Origin of the sequence: Pectobacterium sp. IFB5596, assembly GCF_021432585.1 — a bacterium.
Classification (GTDB): Bacteria; Pseudomonadota; Gammaproteobacteria; order Enterobacterales; family Enterobacteriaceae; genus Pectobacterium; species Pectobacterium punjabense.
In genome coordinates, this window is the sequence record NZ_LXFY01000012.1 from 1 (window position 1) to 16643 (window position 16643).

At 51.3% G+C, this 16643-nt stretch carries 12 protein-coding genes; 3 read left to right on the forward strand and 9 right to left on the reverse strand.

The window, feature by feature from the left end:
* Nucleotides 1-268: 268 nt before the first annotated feature.
* Nucleotides 269-2200, reverse strand: coding sequence for a 3D-(3,5/4)-trihydroxycyclohexane-1,2-dione acylhydrolase (decyclizing) (gene iolD, locus A6301_RS09795; RefSeq protein ID WP_234257683.1), 1932 nt, complete (start codon nt 2198-2200; stop codon nt 269-271).
* Between the two features lie 356 nt (nt 2201-2556).
* The gene (locus A6301_RS09800; protein ID WP_234257684.1) at nt 2557-4068 is read right to left on the reverse strand and encodes a CoA-acylating methylmalonate-semialdehyde dehydrogenase; all 1512 of its coding nucleotides are present in this window, start codon (nt 4066-4068) and stop codon (nt 2557-2559) included.
* Nucleotides 4069-4401: 333 nt separating this feature from the next.
* Here A6301_RS09800 and A6301_RS09805 point away from each other — a divergent pair, with 333 nt between their 5' ends.
* From A6301_RS09805 to A6301_RS09815, 3 genes are all read left to right on the forward strand, one after another.
* Nucleotides 4402-5259 carry a MurR/RpiR family transcriptional regulator gene (locus tag A6301_RS09805; protein ID WP_107169898.1) on the forward strand — a complete coding sequence of 286 codons (858 nt, stop codon included), beginning with the start codon at nt 4402-4404 and terminating at the stop codon, nt 5257-5259.
* Between the two features lie 46 nt (nt 5260-5305).
* Nucleotides 5306-5611, forward strand: coding sequence for a putative quinol monooxygenase (locus A6301_RS09810; RefSeq protein ID WP_107169897.1), 306 nt, complete (start codon nt 5306-5308; stop codon nt 5609-5611).
* 326 nt (nt 5612-5937) lie between these two features.
* A complete protein-coding gene (locus A6301_RS09815) occupies nt 5938-7041 on the forward strand; it encodes an ABC transporter substrate-binding protein (protein WP_107169896.1) in 1104 nt (367 codons plus the stop codon).
* Between the two features lie 165 nt (nt 7042-7206).
* Here the strand turns inward: A6301_RS09815 and adrA are convergent, their stop codons facing one another.
* The 7 genes from adrA to A6301_RS09850 form a co-directional block, all read right to left on the reverse strand.
* Nucleotides 7207-8268 carry a diguanylate cyclase AdrA gene (gene adrA / locus A6301_RS09820; RefSeq protein ID WP_107169895.1) on the reverse strand — a complete coding sequence of 354 codons (1062 nt, stop codon included), beginning with the start codon at nt 8266-8268 and terminating at the stop codon, nt 7207-7209.
* 223 nt (nt 8269-8491) lie between these two features.
* Nucleotides 8492-9328, reverse strand: coding sequence for a BglG family transcription antiterminator LicT (licT, locus tag A6301_RS09825; RefSeq protein ID WP_205541770.1), 837 nt, complete (start codon nt 9326-9328; stop codon nt 8492-8494).
* A 95-nt stretch (nt 9329-9423) separates the two neighbouring features.
* Nucleotides 9424-10848, reverse strand: coding sequence for a glycoside hydrolase family 1 protein (locus A6301_RS09830; protein WP_234257685.1), 1425 nt, complete (start codon nt 10846-10848; stop codon nt 9424-9426).
* Nucleotides 10849-11143: 295 nt separating this feature from the next.
* Nucleotides 11144-12760, reverse strand: a complete 1617-nt coding sequence (locus A6301_RS09835) for a protease pro-enzyme activation domain-containing protein (protein ID WP_234257686.1) — start codon at nt 12758-12760, stop codon at nt 11144-11146.
* A gap of 19 nt (nt 12761-12779) precedes the next feature.
* On the reverse strand, nt 12780-13337 hold the full coding sequence (locus tag A6301_RS09840; protein WP_234257687.1) for a chorismate mutase: 558 nt from the start codon (nt 13335-13337) through the stop codon (nt 12780-12782).
* A 391-nt stretch (nt 13338-13728) separates the two neighbouring features.
* Nucleotides 13729-15858, reverse strand: a complete 2130-nt coding sequence (locus A6301_RS09845) for a YjbH domain-containing protein (protein ID WP_234257688.1) — start codon at nt 15856-15858, stop codon at nt 13729-13731.
* The gene (locus A6301_RS09850; RefSeq protein WP_205541762.1) at nt 15855-16637 is read right to left on the reverse strand and encodes a capsule biosynthesis GfcC D2 domain-containing protein; all 783 of its coding nucleotides are present in this window, start codon (nt 16635-16637) and stop codon (nt 15855-15857) included. The genes A6301_RS09845 and A6301_RS09850 overlap by 4 nt, the downstream gene beginning before the upstream one ends.
* Nucleotides 16638-16643: the final 6 nt, after the last annotated feature.

The following is a 16643-nucleotide window of genomic DNA, read 5'->3' on the forward strand; positions in this document are numbered from 1 at the left end:
CCGGCAACACGGTTACTCAGTTGCCGTCGCCCTGTGAACCCTGGCTTTCGGCTAAATTATGCCGCTGCGCGATGCCATCGGTGTTCATGAGCACGATTCGAGCCGCCAGTGACGCGTTCCCGACGCGGCACTGGCTTTCGCGGCGTCCATGCCGCTCACTCGATGCTCACGCCCACCGCTGCATAATTTTTACGCCGAATAACACCCAAACCCCACTTACATCCCGACATTATTTGTGACTCAGAAATAGCCACCAAGTAGAGATCACCTAATATTGCCGTGCGCGGGAGAGCGCGGCTTTCACGTTATTGGCCGCAGCCTCAATCTCTGGATTATCCGCAACTTGCGCCGTGCCGGTGCGCCACCAGGATTCATAACCATGCGTCATAGTCTTCGGCAGCACCTTGATATCAAGCAGCACTGGCCCTGCATGCTGGCGTGATTCCGTCAGCGCCTGCCTGAGCGAGGCTTCATCATGCACCCGCCACGCTTTGCAGCCGTAACTTTCCGCGTTCTTGGCGAAATCAACCGGAATGAGCGCACCGCGCAACTGCCCCGACTCCACATCACGGTAGCGGTTTTCCGTACAGAAGCTGCCCATTCCCTGACTCATTTGCAGGTTGTTGATACAACCAAAACCCGCGTTGTCGAACAGCAGTACAGTGATTTTGATACCTTCTTGTACCGCCGTTTGCAGTTCGGTGTGAAGCATCAGATAGGAACCGTCACCAAGCATCGCGTAAACAGGCTGCTGCGGTGCCGCAAGACGTGCGCCAATCGCCGCCGCAATCTCGTATCCCATGCAGGAGTAGCCATATTCCAGATGATAGCTGTCCGGCGTTTTCACCTGCCACACGCGCTGTAAATCACCCGGCAGGGAGCCCGCCGCGCCAACCACAATCGCATTATCCTCCAGCTCCTCATTCAGTATGCCAAGCACCCGCGTTTGCGTCAGGTGGGTATTCAGCATCTGACGGTATTCATCCAGCTTGTCTTCCAGACCATCCACCACTTCTGGCACCAGTTCCCCCTTATCCTGTACCGTAAACAGCCGCTGTAGCTCGTCGTTCCATTCCGCACGCGCCTGTTCGATAGCCTGCTGCCAGCCACTACGATACGACGCCATCGCCAGCCGCTCTGCCAGCGCCACCAGCCCGATGTGCGCGTCAGCAATCAAGGGCTGCGCGTCCAGTTTGAGCGCATCAAATTCGGCAACGTTGAGTAATAGAAATTCGACCTCTGGGTTCTGAAACAGTGACTTGGAACCCGTGGTAAAGTCGGTTAAACGTGTTCCGACACCGATAATCAGATCCGCTTCTTGCGCCAGCCGATTTGCCGCCAGTCCGCCCGTAACACCAATGCCACCACAGTTCAGCGGGTGCGATGAAACCACTGCCCCCTTGCCCGCCTGGGTTTCACCAAACGGAATCGCAAACTGTTCAGCAAACTGCGCTAGCGCATTATGGGCACCAGAATAACGAACGCCCCCACCGCAAATCAGCATCGGGCGGCGTTTTCTCGCAATCAGCGCAGCAGCAGCATCCAGACGTGCCGCATCCGGCGGACGCCGTTCGAGGTGGTGGACACGCTTGCGGAAAAACGATGCAGGATAGTCCCAGACTTCTGCCTGTACATCCTGTGGTAAACACAACGTTACCGCGCCGGTGTCTGCCGGATCGGTCAGCACGCGCATGGCGTTAATCAGTGCACTCATCAGTTGTTCAGGGCGATTAATACGATCCCAATAGCGAGAAACCGGTTTAAAGCAGTCATTGGTACTAATAGACAGATCGTGGTACTGCTCGACCTGCTGCAACACAGGGTCCGGCTGGCGGCAGGCGAAGAGATCGCCGGGGAGAAGCAGCACGGGAATGCGGTTGGCGGTGGCGGTCGCCGCAGCGGTCACCATATTCGCCGCTCCTGGCCCTACAGAAGAAGTCACCGCATAGATTTTCCGCCGTTTGTGTTGTTTAGCAAACCCAACGGCAATGTGTGCCATTCCCTGCTCATTGCACCCCTGATGTACGGTAAGGCGGTTCGCTTCCTGCTCTAATGCCTGACCGATGCCTAGCACATTACCGTGACCAAAAATGGTCATGACGCCCTGCACAAAAGGGGATTCTTCACCGTCTACGCTGATGTATTGCTGATTGAGAAACCTGACCAGCGCTTGCGCCATGGTGATGCGACACGTATCCATTGATCTACTCCTTAAATAAGGATCTGATTTCTATAATGAACTATGTATATTCAGCGAGCATTTCGTGCGCGAAAATTTAGCCATTCTTATGCTACGTTGTAGCACGCGCCCGACTCAGGGCGCTCAATCGCCGCAGCCCTGAGAACCCAGGCTTATGGCGATAAATTATGCCGCTACGCGGGTCCTTCGGTATGTGTCACCGTCATCCGAACCGCCAGTGACGCGGTCCCTCCGCGGCACTGGCTTTCGCGACATCCTTGTCGCTCTTTCGGCGGTGCACCTACCTCAGCATAATTTTTGACGCCGGAAGAGCACAACCAGTGCACTCTATTCATCACCCGTTAGCGGTCAAATCCTCACTCCAGCGTGGGCATGACGAAGCTGCTGGTGTGGTGTTCCAGACGGACGCTGGCGGGCCAGCGGCTGGTGACGGTTTTCATGCGGGTGTAGAAGCGCACACCGTCATTGCCGTGGACATTCAGCGGCCCAAAAATGGAGCGCTTCCAGCCGCCGAAGCTGTGGAACGCCATTGGCACCGGAATCGGTACGTTCACGCCAACCATACCCGCCTGCACCTCTTCACAGAACTGTCGCGCCGTTTCGCCATCGCGGGTAAAGATCGCCGTGCCGTTACCGTATTCATGGTTGTTAATCAGCGTCACCGCCGTCTGATAATCCGGCACGCGTACAACGGATAGCACCGGACCAAAAATTTCTTCCTGATAGATTTTCATCTCCGGCGTGACGTTATCGAACAGCGTCGGTCCGATAAAGTAGCCTTGCGGGTGCCCCTGCACGGACAGCGTGCGGCCATCAATACGCAGCGTCGCCCCTTGATCGACACCACTTTGAATATAGTCGGAAATTTTCGCCCGATGTGGCGCACTGATCACCGGCCCCATTTCATTTTCCTGCCCATCCACCAAGCCCGGCCCGACGCGCATCGCTTTGATCTGCGCGCTCAGGCGCTGATGCAGCGCCTCTGCCGTGTCATCCCCCACCGCCACCACTACCGACAGCGCCATGCAGCGTTCCCCCGCCGCACCAAACGCCGCGCCCATAATCGCGCTGGCAGCCATATCCATGTCGGCATCTGGCATCAGAATGCAGTGGTTTTTCGCCCCGCCCAGCGCCTGACAGCGTTTGCCGTGCGCCGATGCAGTCTGATAGATATATTCCGCCACTGGCGTTGATCCCACAAAGCTCACCGCCTGCACGCGCGGATCGGTCAACAACACATCCACCGCTTCTTTGTCGCCCTGAACGACGTTAAACACGCCATCCGGCAGGCCTGCTTCTTTCAACAATTGTGCTAACAGCAGCGAGAGCGACGGATCTTTTTCTGACGGCTTAAGCACAAACGTATTACCCGTCGCCAGCGCAATCGGGAACATCCACATGGGCACCATCGCCGGGAAATTAAACGGCGTAATCCCGACGCACACGCCGAGCGGCTGCATGAGCGAGTGACTATCCACACCGGTGCCAACATTTGCCGAATGTTCCCCTTTTTGCAGATGCGGAATACCGCAGGCAAACTCAACAACTTCCAGCCCGCGTGTCACCTCGCCCACGGCATCGGAATAAACCTTGCCATGCTCTTGTGAAATCAGCCGAGCCAGCGTATCCATGCGCTCTTCCAGCAGCGCCTTGAAGCGAAATAAAACGCGCGCACGGCGTAGCGGAGAGTGTTTTGACCACGCAGGAAATGCCGCCGCCGCGCTGGCAATGGCCTGCTCGACTTCCGCCTTATCAGACATCACAACCTGGCGAATCTGCTCGCCCGTCGCCGGGTTATACACCGCAGCGTAGCGCTGGCTGCTGCTGGAGACAATCGCCCCCTGAATGAAGCTAGATACGGTTTCCATGTTTACACCTTTGTGGGTTTTGAGGAGACAAACGGCTGATATCGAATTACAGTATATGAAATGAATATTCCATTTAATGAAAAAATAAAATAAATGTTGATTATTGTGATCCGCTGCGAATTTTTAGGTAAACTTGAATATGGCTGTCCATAAAGACAGGCGAGCAGCCTCTGAAAATAGCCGGATTCCTAAAAGGTGTGCCGTCAGAAATGTCGTACAGATAAAACAGCCGTATACAGAAATGAATTTTCTGTTCCGTTTCAGGTGCGGCCATGGAAGGTATGACGGAGGCCGAGCAGAATTGTGATATGAGACTTTGGGAGATAACCCGATATGCCCATGGCAACCAGCCTGAGAGAGTTACAGGAACAGATCCGCGAGCGTTATGATTCGCTTAGCAAGCGGCTACAGCAGGTCGCGCATTATGTGCTGGATAATACCAACAGTATCGCGTTCGATACCGTCGCAACGATCGCCGAACGCGCGGATGTTCCTCCCTCAACGTTAATTCGCTTCGCCAACGCCTTTGATTTCAGCGGGTTCAACGAAATGAAACAACTGTTCCGTATGAATCTGGTAGAGGAAACGGCCAGCTATACTGACCGCGCGCGGCTGTTTCGTGCGATGGAAGCCGATGCGGTGCCAGAAACGCCGTTGGATATTCTGCATGAATTTGCCCGCTCAAATGCACAGGCAATGCAACAGCTGGCAGCACGAACTCCGCAAGAGGATCTGCAAAAAGCCGTTGATCTGCTGGCGCAGGCAGGCACGATCTATATCGTGGGACTACGGCGCTCGTTCAGCGTTGCCACTTACCTCACCTATGCGCTCAGCCATCTGGAAAGCAGTGCGATTCTGGTAAACGGCCTGGGAGGTATGTTTCGCGAACAGCTTAGCCGAGTTAACTCACGCGATGTGGTGGTCTCTATCAGCTTCTCACCCTATTCACAGGAAACCGTGATGGTTAGCGAGATGGCAGCAAAAGCTGGCGCGCGGCAAATCGTGATTACCGACAGCCAGATCAGCCCACTGGCAACGCTCAGCGACGTTTGTTTTGTGGTGAAGGAAGCGCAGGTTGATGCGTTCCGCTCACAGTCTGCCACACTGTGTCTGGTGCAATCATTGATGGTATCGCTCGCCTACCGGCAGGGAAACGGCGCGGAACAGAGCGAAAAGCAGCAGCGTGGCTAGACGAGCCATTTAGTTAGCCGGATCAATAAGTAAGGAGACCCATTTTATGCTTCAAGTCATCGCGCAGGATTTTATTAAGCCAGAGAGCATTGAGGCAGTCATGCCGCTGTACCGAGAATTAGTAGAGAAAACGCGACAAGAGCCGCTGTGCATATCCTATGCGCTTTTTATCAATCAGAAAGATCCGGGGCATTTCACCTTTATCGAAACCTGGCCGGATAGAGCCGCACTAGACATTCACTGCCAGACTGAACACTTCCAGCGTCTGGTTCCTATGATAAATAGCCACCAGCGTGCCGAGTGCACGTTTCTATTGATGGACCCGTTTGACGGCACGACCTCCTCGCTTTAATCCATCCGATTTTAGGTCGCTTGGCGGCCTAAATATCGTCGTAATTCCGCGTTATTCTGCTTTCTTTGACGCCAATTTTTAATTCATTTTTTTTGAATTAAAATCTCAATTTTTTCTTATTTCACATTATTCACAACCGGATAACATACAAAAACCTTCTGACAAATGGCGATTTAACGATTAAGTCAGCAGGAAAATGAATATCAAACAAATTAAATAATTTGATAATCATTCTAATGATTCTGCTTATGCCTTCTTATTCTGGCAACAGCCGCAAAGGATAAAGAGTGCATCGGTAGATATCGGCTCTCATTCAGGAGGAATCGATGTTTAAACTAAAACAGGTGGTCGCATTTACGGCGCTGATGGCAACGGCAGCGACCAGCTATGCGGCAGTAGAAGCCGATAAACGCCCAATTAACGAGCTTTATCAAAACGCGTTACGGGAAGGCGGTATTGTGACCGTCTACGCGGGCGGTGACACCCCGGGTCAGCAGGATGGCATCAAACAGGCATTTGAGAAACGCTTTCCGGGCATGAAACTCAACGTCATTGTGGACTACAGTAAATTCCACGATGCCCGTATTGATAACCAGTTAGAAACCAATACGCTCGTGCCAGATGTGGTACAGCTACAAACCTTGCAAGATTACCCGCGCTGGAAGAAAGAAGGCGTGCTGCTGAGTTACAAACCTATTGGCTGGGACAAAGTGTACCCAGCGTTTAAAGATAAAGACGGTGCCTGGACCGGCGTGTTTGTCGATGCGTTCAGCAACGTAGTCAATACCAAGCTGATTGCCGAAAATGCCTGGCCGACAGAAGCGAATGATTACCTGCGTCCCGATCTGAAAGGCAGCATTGTCTTGACCTACCCGAACGATGACGACGCCGTACTGTTCTGGTTCAAGCAGGTCGTGGATAAATACGGCTGGGAGTATGTTGCTAAATTCAAAGAACAGAATCCGGTTTACGTGCGTGGTACGCAGGCTCCCGCAGATGATGTGGAAAGCGGTAAATCTGCGGCGACATTCTCAACCGACGGCGCACTGGCTCCCGATCAGAATGCCAATTCCCGTTTTGTTCTGCCTAAAAGCGATCCGTTCGTCTCTTGGGCACAACGTGCAGCCATTTTCAAACAGGCTAAACACCCGGAAAGCGCCAAGCTGTACCTGAGCTGGCTGCTGGATAAAGAAACGCAGAGCAATGTCTGGTATATGTGGTCGGTTCGTACTGACGTAGCACCGCCCGCTGGCTATAAACCTATCTGGGAATATAAAAATACGAGTCCACAAGCCTTTGCCGATTTCATGAGCGATCGGGCGGCGGTAGAATCGTTCCGTGCTCAGATCGGCCTGTATCTCGGCGAGGTGAAAGGTGAGCCGTCTCCGGGCAACCTGGGACTGCACCCAAAAGAAGCATTGCCGCATTAATACGCGATTGTGGTCTGATTTATCACACTCGCAAGCAGTTCGATTGACGCCACAAAAAACCGTGGAATAAACAAGATAAAGCCCTTATCTCCCTCTCTATGGCATAAGGGCTTTTCTATATCACCGCGGAAAAATAACCACATATCAAGCGACTATCTTATCCACTCAGGCCACTTCGGTTCGGCGGCGACCTTTATTTTTTGCCCGATAGAGCGCCATATCCGCCGCTTTTAACCAGTCAATGTACTGCCCCATATCCGGCGAAATTTCCGCAATGCCAACACTGACAAAAACCGCCAGCTGAGGAGTCTGGTTGAGGAACTTCAACGATAGGCTTTCTCGAATACGATTCACCGCATCCAGCGCGTCCCCTGCACGGGTTTGCGGTAAAATAACGGCAAACTCATCCCCACCGAATCGCCCAATCACATCCGTTTCCCGAAAACCGGACGTTAATTCACGTGCCAGCAGCAATATCGCCTGATCGCCGACGTTATGCCCATAGTTATCGTTAAACGCTTTAAAATGATCGATATCGAACAGAATCAACGTCGCCGTCCGCTTATAACGCTGACAAATGTCATACTCATGTTTCAGCAGGTGTTCCCAATGGTGGCGGTTATAGAGGTTGGTCATACCGTCATGAATGCTGACTTCCATCAGCATACGTTTGTGTTCCGCCAGTTTCAACGCGGTAGTGTAGGTCACATAGCCCAGAGAAATCGGGTAGATCAGCAACATAGGCAGACAGGCATAAAGCTGTATCGGCGTCGTCTCCAGTGAGACAGGTACGGCAAATAGCGCAAGAACCAATACGCTGGTGACACACTGTAATACAATGCCCTGAACAAATAGCTTGATACCACCGCCAGCCGTGCCGTTCATTCCAACCATCGCAACAATCAGCGCGCTGGGCAAAAGGTTTACGCCCATAAACCCTATCCAGATGCCGCCAAATACCACATCAATCAATAGATTGCGTTTCTCGCGCCGCATAGGGTCACGAGACCGTCGGGATAACATGTAAGCCAGATGAGGCCAGGCAAAAACATTGAGAAAGAGTAGTCCCCATAATATCACCGGCGTAGGCTTGGTCATCAGCACCGAGGATATAAAGAGAGAACACAATATCGTACCGGCAATACGTGGAATGTAGACACGCTGGGAAAAGCGTAACCCTGAGCGACGTACATCTACCGTCAAAAACGTCGGCGGCGAGGCTGACATAACGACCCCCATGCGGTTCACTAACAAATAGCGAGAAAGAACATTATGGCTGAAAGCATGTCAGCAACAGTGAGTAGTTTTTACATTCATTTTGTTACATAACGAACGGGTGTCGTAATGGCTAAACAGAGTAACACGAATGTTAATCCACGGTGGTCTTACCCGTGAGATTCAGCCTGTACCATTCATTCCGCAGGTGTCTCTACCACGATAGCCGGCGTGATTAAGATGGGGAGGGATGTAACCGGTTGATATGAATAGTCAGAAACATGATTTCATCGGTAGTCAGTTGGCAGGCGTAATTCTTTTCCACATAGTCATACACTTTCATTGCGCAGGCATAGGCTCGCGGCATCAGCTCAGTAATCCCTTGATAGATAGAGTCGTCGCCGTGGCTTACCGTTTCCCGATTTAATAAACGCAAAGCGAAGAACTTAAGGTGCGTAACCAAACGCTGATAATTAAGGGAGTGTTCATCAAAAGTGATATGCAAATCGTACTTTAGGATGGTCAAAATATCTTTAATGATACCCGCACTTTGCATCGTGCTCTGCATATCGCTGTTATTCGCCGCATTCGCCAGATGCAGCGCAATAAACCCCGCTTCATCCTCCGGTAAATCGATATCCAGTCTGGCGCGAATCAACTCCAGTGCCTCAAGCCCAACGGCAAATTCACCGCGATAGAACTGGCGAATATCCCACAACATCAGATTTTTTATCGTCTGCCCTTTCTTATAGCGCTGAATAGCGAAGTTGATGTGGTCACTTAATGCCAGAAACAGCGTGTCCTGCACATCAAGCCGCAGCGTTTTTTGCGCCAGCGTAATAATCTGCTGCGTTACCGTCAGACAGTCAGGAGGAATGTCCGCCAGCAGTTGTGACAGCACATCAGCCATACCGTCGCTTTTCTTCACAAACTGACTTTCAATGCGATGCGGATCGACAGGGTCACCGACCTTTTTGCCAAAACCGACACCTTTGCCAATGGCCACAATTTCACGTCGATCATCTGCCAGCACCAGCACGGCGTTATTGCTCAGTATTTTTTCAATGATCATCGCACCAGCCGCCCTGTCTGACAGGAAGGCACGTAGGCCTCCCCTGCCGTTTAGCGCCTCGACCATGGTATTGCCGAGGCATATTTTGTTATCATTTACACGTCTGAGCTATCCAGCCCATTGTTTTTAATAATATCAGCATACCAGTATGCGCTTTTTTTACGGATACGCCGCAAATCTTTCAGATCGAACTCTTCGCGGTTAACGTAAATAAAACCATAGCGTTTCGAACATCCCTGATGAGTAGAAATGAGATCCAACGCCGACCACGGTGTATAGCCGAAGACCTCGACACCATCGGTAATCGCAAGCTGAATTTGCTCAATGTGGCGTTGTAGATAATCAATACGATAATCATCATGAATTTCGCCACTCTCATCGAGTTTATCAAACGCACCCAACCCATTTTCCGTGATGATTAGGGGTAAATGATAACGATCGTGTAGTTCACGCAAGGTATTGCGGAAGCCGATGGGATCGATTTCCCAACCAAAGGCATTTTTCTGCAAAAATGGATTGCTTGCGCCACGATGCACGCCTTCTTCACCCGATTTCAGATGCTGGTCACCACCGCGAGCGATCTCATCTGAACCGTCGCCTTTACTGGCTTCAACTGTTTGCGATGTGTAGTAATTAAACGCGATAAAATCAGGTTTGGCCGATGCAAGAATATCCATATCACCGGGCAAAATTTCCGGCGTATACCCTTTTTCTTCCATATAGCGCCAGGCCGCCGTATTGTAACGCCCGTATACCGCCATATCCAGATACAGCCAGTTGCGGATCGCGTTATAGTTGAATGCCGCCATCACATCTTCGGGCTTCGGTGAAGCGGGATAAATCAACGCGATATTGGGTGCCGGGCCAATTTTCGCACCGGGCACTTTTTCATGCAGTGCATTCATCGCTTTTGCCTGTGCCACCAGCATGTTGTGGTTCTGCTGATAGAGATTCTGCTTCGGATTCTCCAGCGTAGGATCTAACGTACCTAATGCAGAACCGTGCAAAATCATCATGTTCTGCTCATTGATGGTCAACCAGTACTTCACCTTGTCGCCATACTCATCAAACAACACGTTAGCAAAACGCTCAAATGCATCCACTGTCTCACGGTTGTACCACCCCCCTTTTTCTTGTAGCGCCTGCGGCAGGTCGAAATGGTACATGGTGACGATCGGCACAATACCGTAATGCAGCAACTCGTCGATAAGGTTGTGATAAAACGCAATGCCCGCTGGATTTAGCTTGCCGTTGCCGTCAGGAATGATGCGGCTCCAGGCGATAGAAAAGCGGTAAGTTTTGAAACCGATCTCGGCAAACAGTGCGACATCTTCCTTGTAACGGTGGTAATGGTCGCTGGCGACGTTAAAATCCGTTGTACCTTCAGGATAAGATGTTCGGGCATCAATCACTGACGGCCCTTTGCCGTCTTCATTCCATGCTCCTTCAACCTGATAAGCCGATGTCGCCGCGCCCCACAAAAAACCTTCTGGGAAACGTTTAAGATGACGGTATTTCACAGTTTTTCTCCTTTTCTCAACGAGATAATGTCAGCAAAACATTACTGATGTTACGGGTGGCACGCGACCGGGCTGGATTTAGGTAAAAAAAAACCTGATACGAACATGTTTACACAACATGTGTCGTATCAGGTTTCGCTCGGGCCTTAGCCCGATCACGTCCTTATTATCGGGTTATATCCGCTAACTGCGGTAGACTCAAACCACGGTCGGGCGATCTGTGATGAACATCACCGATAATCACCTCATCCGACTATGATTTGTCTCCTGCCTCTCTATTCCCTGAAATGTAAACTCACCGCCCATCATCAACGTCCCGCGCACCATTGAGTCTGACGAGCCGCTTCAACAGCCTCAGCAACTTCACGCCATCTGGCGACCCCAGTCCTGTACAGGCATCCCACCCTTCAGAAGCGACAAATGCCCCATTATTTCCCCGCACGATATCCTTGCAGCTATTACGATTGCGATAAAGCAACGGGGGAATAAATAGCGATACCGACTCGGTCAACGCGAGCATACGCGCGAGTAAACCAGCCCACAGCGGCGCAACCGCACTGGTTCCGCCAACCACACCTTCCCGTCCGTTGACTTCAACCAGATAGCCCGTTTCGGGATCGGCATTGCCGCTGACATCGGGGACACCACGGTATTGCAGGGAGTGCTGGCCACCATATTTATCGACCAGAGACAGCCCTAACTGCCAACTGGGCAATGCGAAGTATTGGCTAGTGCCACCGCCCGTGGCACTACCATCTCGGCTGTGCCACGCGATTTCCTCCTGCATTTTTTGCAATCGCGTACCACCACAGGCTAAAACATAGGGGCTGGACGCAGGAAAGTTCACATGCACGCCATGCGGTTCACCATCACTCGCCCCTTGATCGCCAGAAGCTACGCATACCGTAATGCCTAATGCCGCCGCCGTTTGAAAAGCCTGATTAAACACCTGTAATGCTTGCGCCGTCCATTTCGACTCGCTGCCACCCCAGCTAATCGAAATCACCGACGGTGCATTTCTCTCATCATGGATTGCGGCATTGATCGCTTCTAAAAACCCTGCATCAGTATTCGGGGCAAAGTACACCACTATTTTAGCGGCTGGTGCCAGCGTACCCGCAATTTCGATATCCATCTGTACTTCAATATCAATGGGGTTCACTTCTTTGTCGCCATCTGACGATGTAGGGGCATTCGCAGCACCACCGACACAAACATCGACAATCTGCGGTGGGTTAACGCCCATGCGTTTAAAATAGTGATTCAACTGCGGTAAGTGATATCCGCCCCCCAGTTCAATAATGCCGATACACTGCCCTGCCCCGTCATGTTCTGGAAAATGATAATGCTCTGCCAGTTCTAGCGGCGTGTAACCTGACGGACGTTTTGCCACATTAGAGAACGCATCATTCACATGCAGGCAGCAATTCGTTGCCAGACGGTCATCAAGACCGAGTACGGCAATCACGACGCCCTGTAGATATTCCGGCAGATAAATCCCTCCCGCTCTCCCACGAAATGTTCCCTGTTTGTGATCATATCGGGCTAAGCTAACGCGAAACGCTTGCTCCATCTGCCCCACGGTCCCCGTTAAAAAGACGGTACGGCTGGCAGGATGTTCACGTTCGATAGATAACCGATAATGGCGTGCAAACGCGCGGACATGTTCCATATCGGCCTCATCAGCGCTGAATTTTCTGGCATAACTGGCTCTCGACAGCGGCCTGTTGGCGTTGATCCCGCCAAATTGCGGATCGATACTATCGTGCAATTCGGTGTAATATTCATCATCTGGCATAGTAAAACGCAGCACCAGCATGACTCTGACGTTTTCATTAACATTACAGCGTTCGCGGTACGCTGCATCAGCGATATGTCCGCGCTCGCTCCCTTTCAATAATTGATAAGTCATCGTCTTCTCCCCCACTCAGCTACTTGCCGTCTGGTTCAATTTGACTCAATGCCGCATAAATCTGGCGTTTGTCGTTCTGTGACAGATGCTCAACATTAATAGAAGAAAGAAAAGCGTCCTCTTGCTGAGGCGCAAAATGCCCGCCATCCGAGAGGTAACGTTTAATGCTGACCAAGAGTTGGTCGTCAATCGTGAGTAACGCGGGTCTGATCGTGTCGTTCAACGAAAGGGGCGTCCAGCCGTTCTCCGGTGTCGCAAGCCAGTCCGCCATGTAGCGATACTGAATGGCTTTGCTGGCATTCATTAATGAAGTAAAAAACAGCTGTGTACTCTGAGGGAATAAACCAACGGCAACAGATTGCTCTTGCACCTTACTCAGAATACGTTCCTCTTGCTTCAGATCCTCAACGGGTAGATGTTGACGAGCCTTATACCCCGCAACATCTTTCATGAGCACCATTCTCTCCTGAATCAATTGATAAATACCAAGAGAGCTATCCTGCACGGCAGCATGCAGAGGGAGACACCAGGCAGAACTCATTACTAATGAAATAACAGCGGAAATAGGCAAATTCATCGGGTTGCACTCTCCTGTTAGCCTTACCATGAAGATCTATGGCTAGGTTTTTATTTCGCCACTACGGCAGGAGATAATAGATTTCGCGATATGAATCTTCCATGACGTAAATATTTCAACCATTACTCACAGGAAACACTTTTTCCTAAAAATTGCCCAGCCTATCGCGATATCCGCCATTAAATCGCTACATTACAAGCAGCTAATGAATCAACGCTCTGAGGCTCTACCTTCGATTTCTGATGATTAAGATACAAACAATAACCAAATGAAATAGTTCAAATTGGTTATTAAATGGTGATATTGCTCTGTAAAGCAAAGATGCACAAAAAAACCCGCCGTGGCATTCGGCCATGGCGGGCTTGATTAACGCTAAACGAACGGAGAGCGATTAGTTATCGGTATCGGTCACGTTATACAATGGATTACGGCGTTGCAGCATCTGACCACCATCACGCGTCAGCGGTACCCAACCGACAGATCCACGTTTCACCGTTGGTTCAGTAAACAGTAGATCAAACGGTATAGAGACGTAGAAACCTTTAGTAAAGCTCCCTTCACCGTATTCCGCGGCGCTAACGTTGGTTTTGGTGGCAAAGGCACCCGCAACAATCCCGCTGTCAAAGCGGCGAGACAGATCGATCGTCACCCCTTTATCTCCAGCCAGATAACGACCTACGCTAACCTTCGCTACCGCACCTTCCACGAACGGCAGTTCCCAGTACGCGGTCAGATGACCCGTCACCACATCGTAGTCGGCCATTCTCATGATGTCGTTCCAGTCACGCTGTTTGACATAGTTCACATCCATACCCAGCGCCCAGCTCTTACCGAACGGACGATATAGCACTTCAGACCCAACTCCCGCATACATCATTTCCAGATAGCCGCCGTAGACCTGGGTATACCAGTCCTGCGCCGGGTTATCCCTGCGGGTCAATTGCAGATTAGTCAACATAAGATCCGAAGAGGTGACGTATTCACGTACCCAGGTTCTGACACGCGGCAGCGCTGCACCATCTGCAGGAGGGGTTTTATAGTTAAACTTATCGTAGTTATCCACCAAGTTCAGCGTTGCGGTCCCCCCCACGCTCCAGTGATCGCTTAAGCGGTAATCGACGTTACCTTTCAGCGCAATCTGGTACATATAGAAGGATTCTGGGCCACCAAAAGACTGCGTCAGCGTCGGATCTAATGAATACGTCAGACGATCGGGTGCCGCAAGAAGCACCTGCTGACCACGCGCGTCGGATACGGGTTCTTTGCGATGTGTTTCAGGTTCCGGTTGGCCGAGTGGAGTGGCAGCCTGCTTCACCTGATGGAAGGCCTTGGCATCCACCTCCGTACTGGCAATAGGCAAACGCTGGCTGCGCTGCACAAGGTGGTATTCATCAATACTGCCCGGTACATGGTTCGCTAACACCGTAGCGGCACGCTGTGTGGCCTCTTCACTGCTACGATATTTTGTCTGTTCGGCAACAATCGTGACCTGTTTTTGGTCCGCGTAGATATCAGCGTCCTTAAAGCCCGCCTTATCGTTCAGCTCTTTCGAAACGAGCTGCCAGTTGGTGCCTTTACTATCCTGCACGGGTGCGTACACCGGTGGCGCATCATCTAAGTAGTTTGGCTTCAGGCTGTTAAAGTTGGTACGTAGGGTAAAGCCCCACATCAGAGTATTACCACGCTGCCACGAGAGCGTAGTATCCAGGTTATTGCCAACACGGTAAACCGCACCGATGTTGAAGGGAGAATCCTGCTTGATAGTACCAGCAAATTCACGACTGTAGTCATTACCGTCGTACTCAAGTTTTAAGCGCAACGGGTCCCACGGCGTCTGATATTCGATACCGCCAAACAACGCAGCGGGGCCGTGGAAAAAGTTTTCAAACTCAAACTGTCCTCCGCCTGCTTTAAAACCACTACTACGCTGGCAGAAACTGGCTTTAAATGAACAAGCAGGGTTTTTAATATTGCCGCTCTCAGCCATATTGCCCCAGCCCATCCCTAGCGTGAAATCAAATGGCCCAAAACGTTTACTGGCCACCAGATATTCACTATCAAATAGCCCTGTACCTGCAATATCACGCAGTCCCACGGAAACCTGCGGCAACCAGTAACTTTCTTGCCACAATCTCGCTTTTATATCAAACCCTTTATCTTTTTGGGTTTGGTCACCACTAAAAGCGGTACTGCCGCTGTATGGCCGTGTACGCGTATCGGTATAACGCACCGTGGTTTCCAGCCAGTCAAAGAGCTGGAGCGAGATGGAGTAGCGTCGGTATTCTTCGTTATCACGGTAATTAAGGCTAAACTCGCCCGTTTCCGCCATACGTGCCGTAGGCATCTGTAACAGACCTGTGCCACCGAAATCAGACTGCGATACCCCCGCAGGCTGAAAGCGCAGATTCGGGTTCGTCGCAGTGCGGTTGCTTTCACTTTCCGCCGCCATCACCTGCGCACTCAAAATGCCGCCAATCGCCAACGACAGACAGCTTAGTTTAACGTTTCTGTTCTTGGTCATTCGAGTGGGGTCCGGTTAGCAAGGTAGTCAGCAAGCTGATCGTTAAGTGATGACATATCCTGAGGTAAAACAGAGGGATCAAAACCGATAAACAGCATTTCGCCCGCGGCAGGCTCACTATGCTGACGGTTCCACAGCGCTAGCGGTACTTTGCGCCACTGGCCATTGCCCCCAATCAGATAGCCGTAACTATTATCTGCTCCTGCAAGCAACCGTCGCCCAGCGAGATAATCCTCGAGCGACCATCCGGCATGTAGCGCTACTTTCCCTGACGTTTCCAGTTCGCCTACATCGGCGGAGGTATTGACCAGACCGATCAGAGAGAGTCTGTCATCATGGGGCGCGATATACAGCGCATACTCCCCCACCAAAGGACGGTTATTTTCGATATAAACACGCACACGGTCAGGATCTAAATCTGTGTGGATACGGCCCGCTACATTAATCGGGCTAATAGCCTTTCTCAACAGCCAGGCGGAAATGGCCAAATCACCATCACCTGAATTACGCCAGCGCGTTTCCAGTTCAGCCAGTTTTTGCAACAAAGCGTCACCCTGTGCCCGAACGTTCTGCGTCGTAGCGAAATCGGAAATAAACGCCGTTCGCCAGTTGATGTTCTGTGGCCAAGGAACCTGTTCGTAAAATTTTTCAAGACGCGTACCGTCTTCCAGTTTAACAACGGCAATCGTCTGTTGAGGCGATTTCACCGTCAGTTGTGCAGACGTCGCGACGCCAGAAACGAGCAGCAACAAAGTTGTGATGCGATTAAGTGCCAACATTGCAGC

Bases quoted from the DNA above. Each gene is read 5' to 3' on its own strand.
- iolD (WP_234257683.1), bottom strand. From the start codon at position 2,200: ATGGATACGTGTCGCATCACCATGGCGCAAGCGCTGGTCAGGTTTCTC.
- A6301_RS09800 (WP_234257684.1), bottom strand. From the start codon at position 4,068: ATGGAAACCGTATCTAGCTTCATTCAGGGGGCGATTGTCTCCAGCAGC.
- A6301_RS09805 (WP_107169898.1), top strand. From the start codon at position 4,402: ATGCCCATGGCAACCAGCCTGAGAGAGTTACAGGAACAGATCCGCGAG.
- A6301_RS09810 (WP_107169897.1), top strand. From the start codon at position 5,306: ATGCTTCAAGTCATCGCGCAGGATTTTATTAAGCCAGAGAGCATTGAG.
- A6301_RS09815 (WP_107169896.1), top strand. From the start codon at position 5,938: ATGTTTAAACTAAAACAGGTGGTCGCATTTACGGCGCTGATGGCAACG.
- adrA (WP_107169895.1), bottom strand. From the start codon at position 8,268: ATGTCAGCCTCGCCGCCGACGTTTTTGACGGTAGATGTACGTCGCTCA.
- licT (WP_205541770.1), bottom strand. From the start codon at position 9,328: ATGATCATTGAAAAAATACTGAGCAATAACGCCGTGCTGGTGCTGGCA.
- A6301_RS09835 (WP_234257686.1), bottom strand. From the start codon at position 12,760: ATGACTTATCAATTATTGAAAGGGAGCGAGCGCGGACATATCGCTGAT.
- A6301_RS09840 (WP_234257687.1), bottom strand. From the start codon at position 13,337: ATGAATTTGCCTATTTCCGCTGTTATTTCATTAGTAATGAGTTCTGCC.
- A6301_RS09845 (WP_234257688.1), bottom strand. From the start codon at position 15,858: ATGACCAAGAACAGAAACGTTAAACTAAGCTGTCTGTCGTTGGCGATT.
- A6301_RS09850 (WP_205541762.1), bottom strand. From the start codon at position 16,637: ATGTTGGCACTTAATCGCATCACAACTTTGTTGCTGCTCGTTTCTGGC.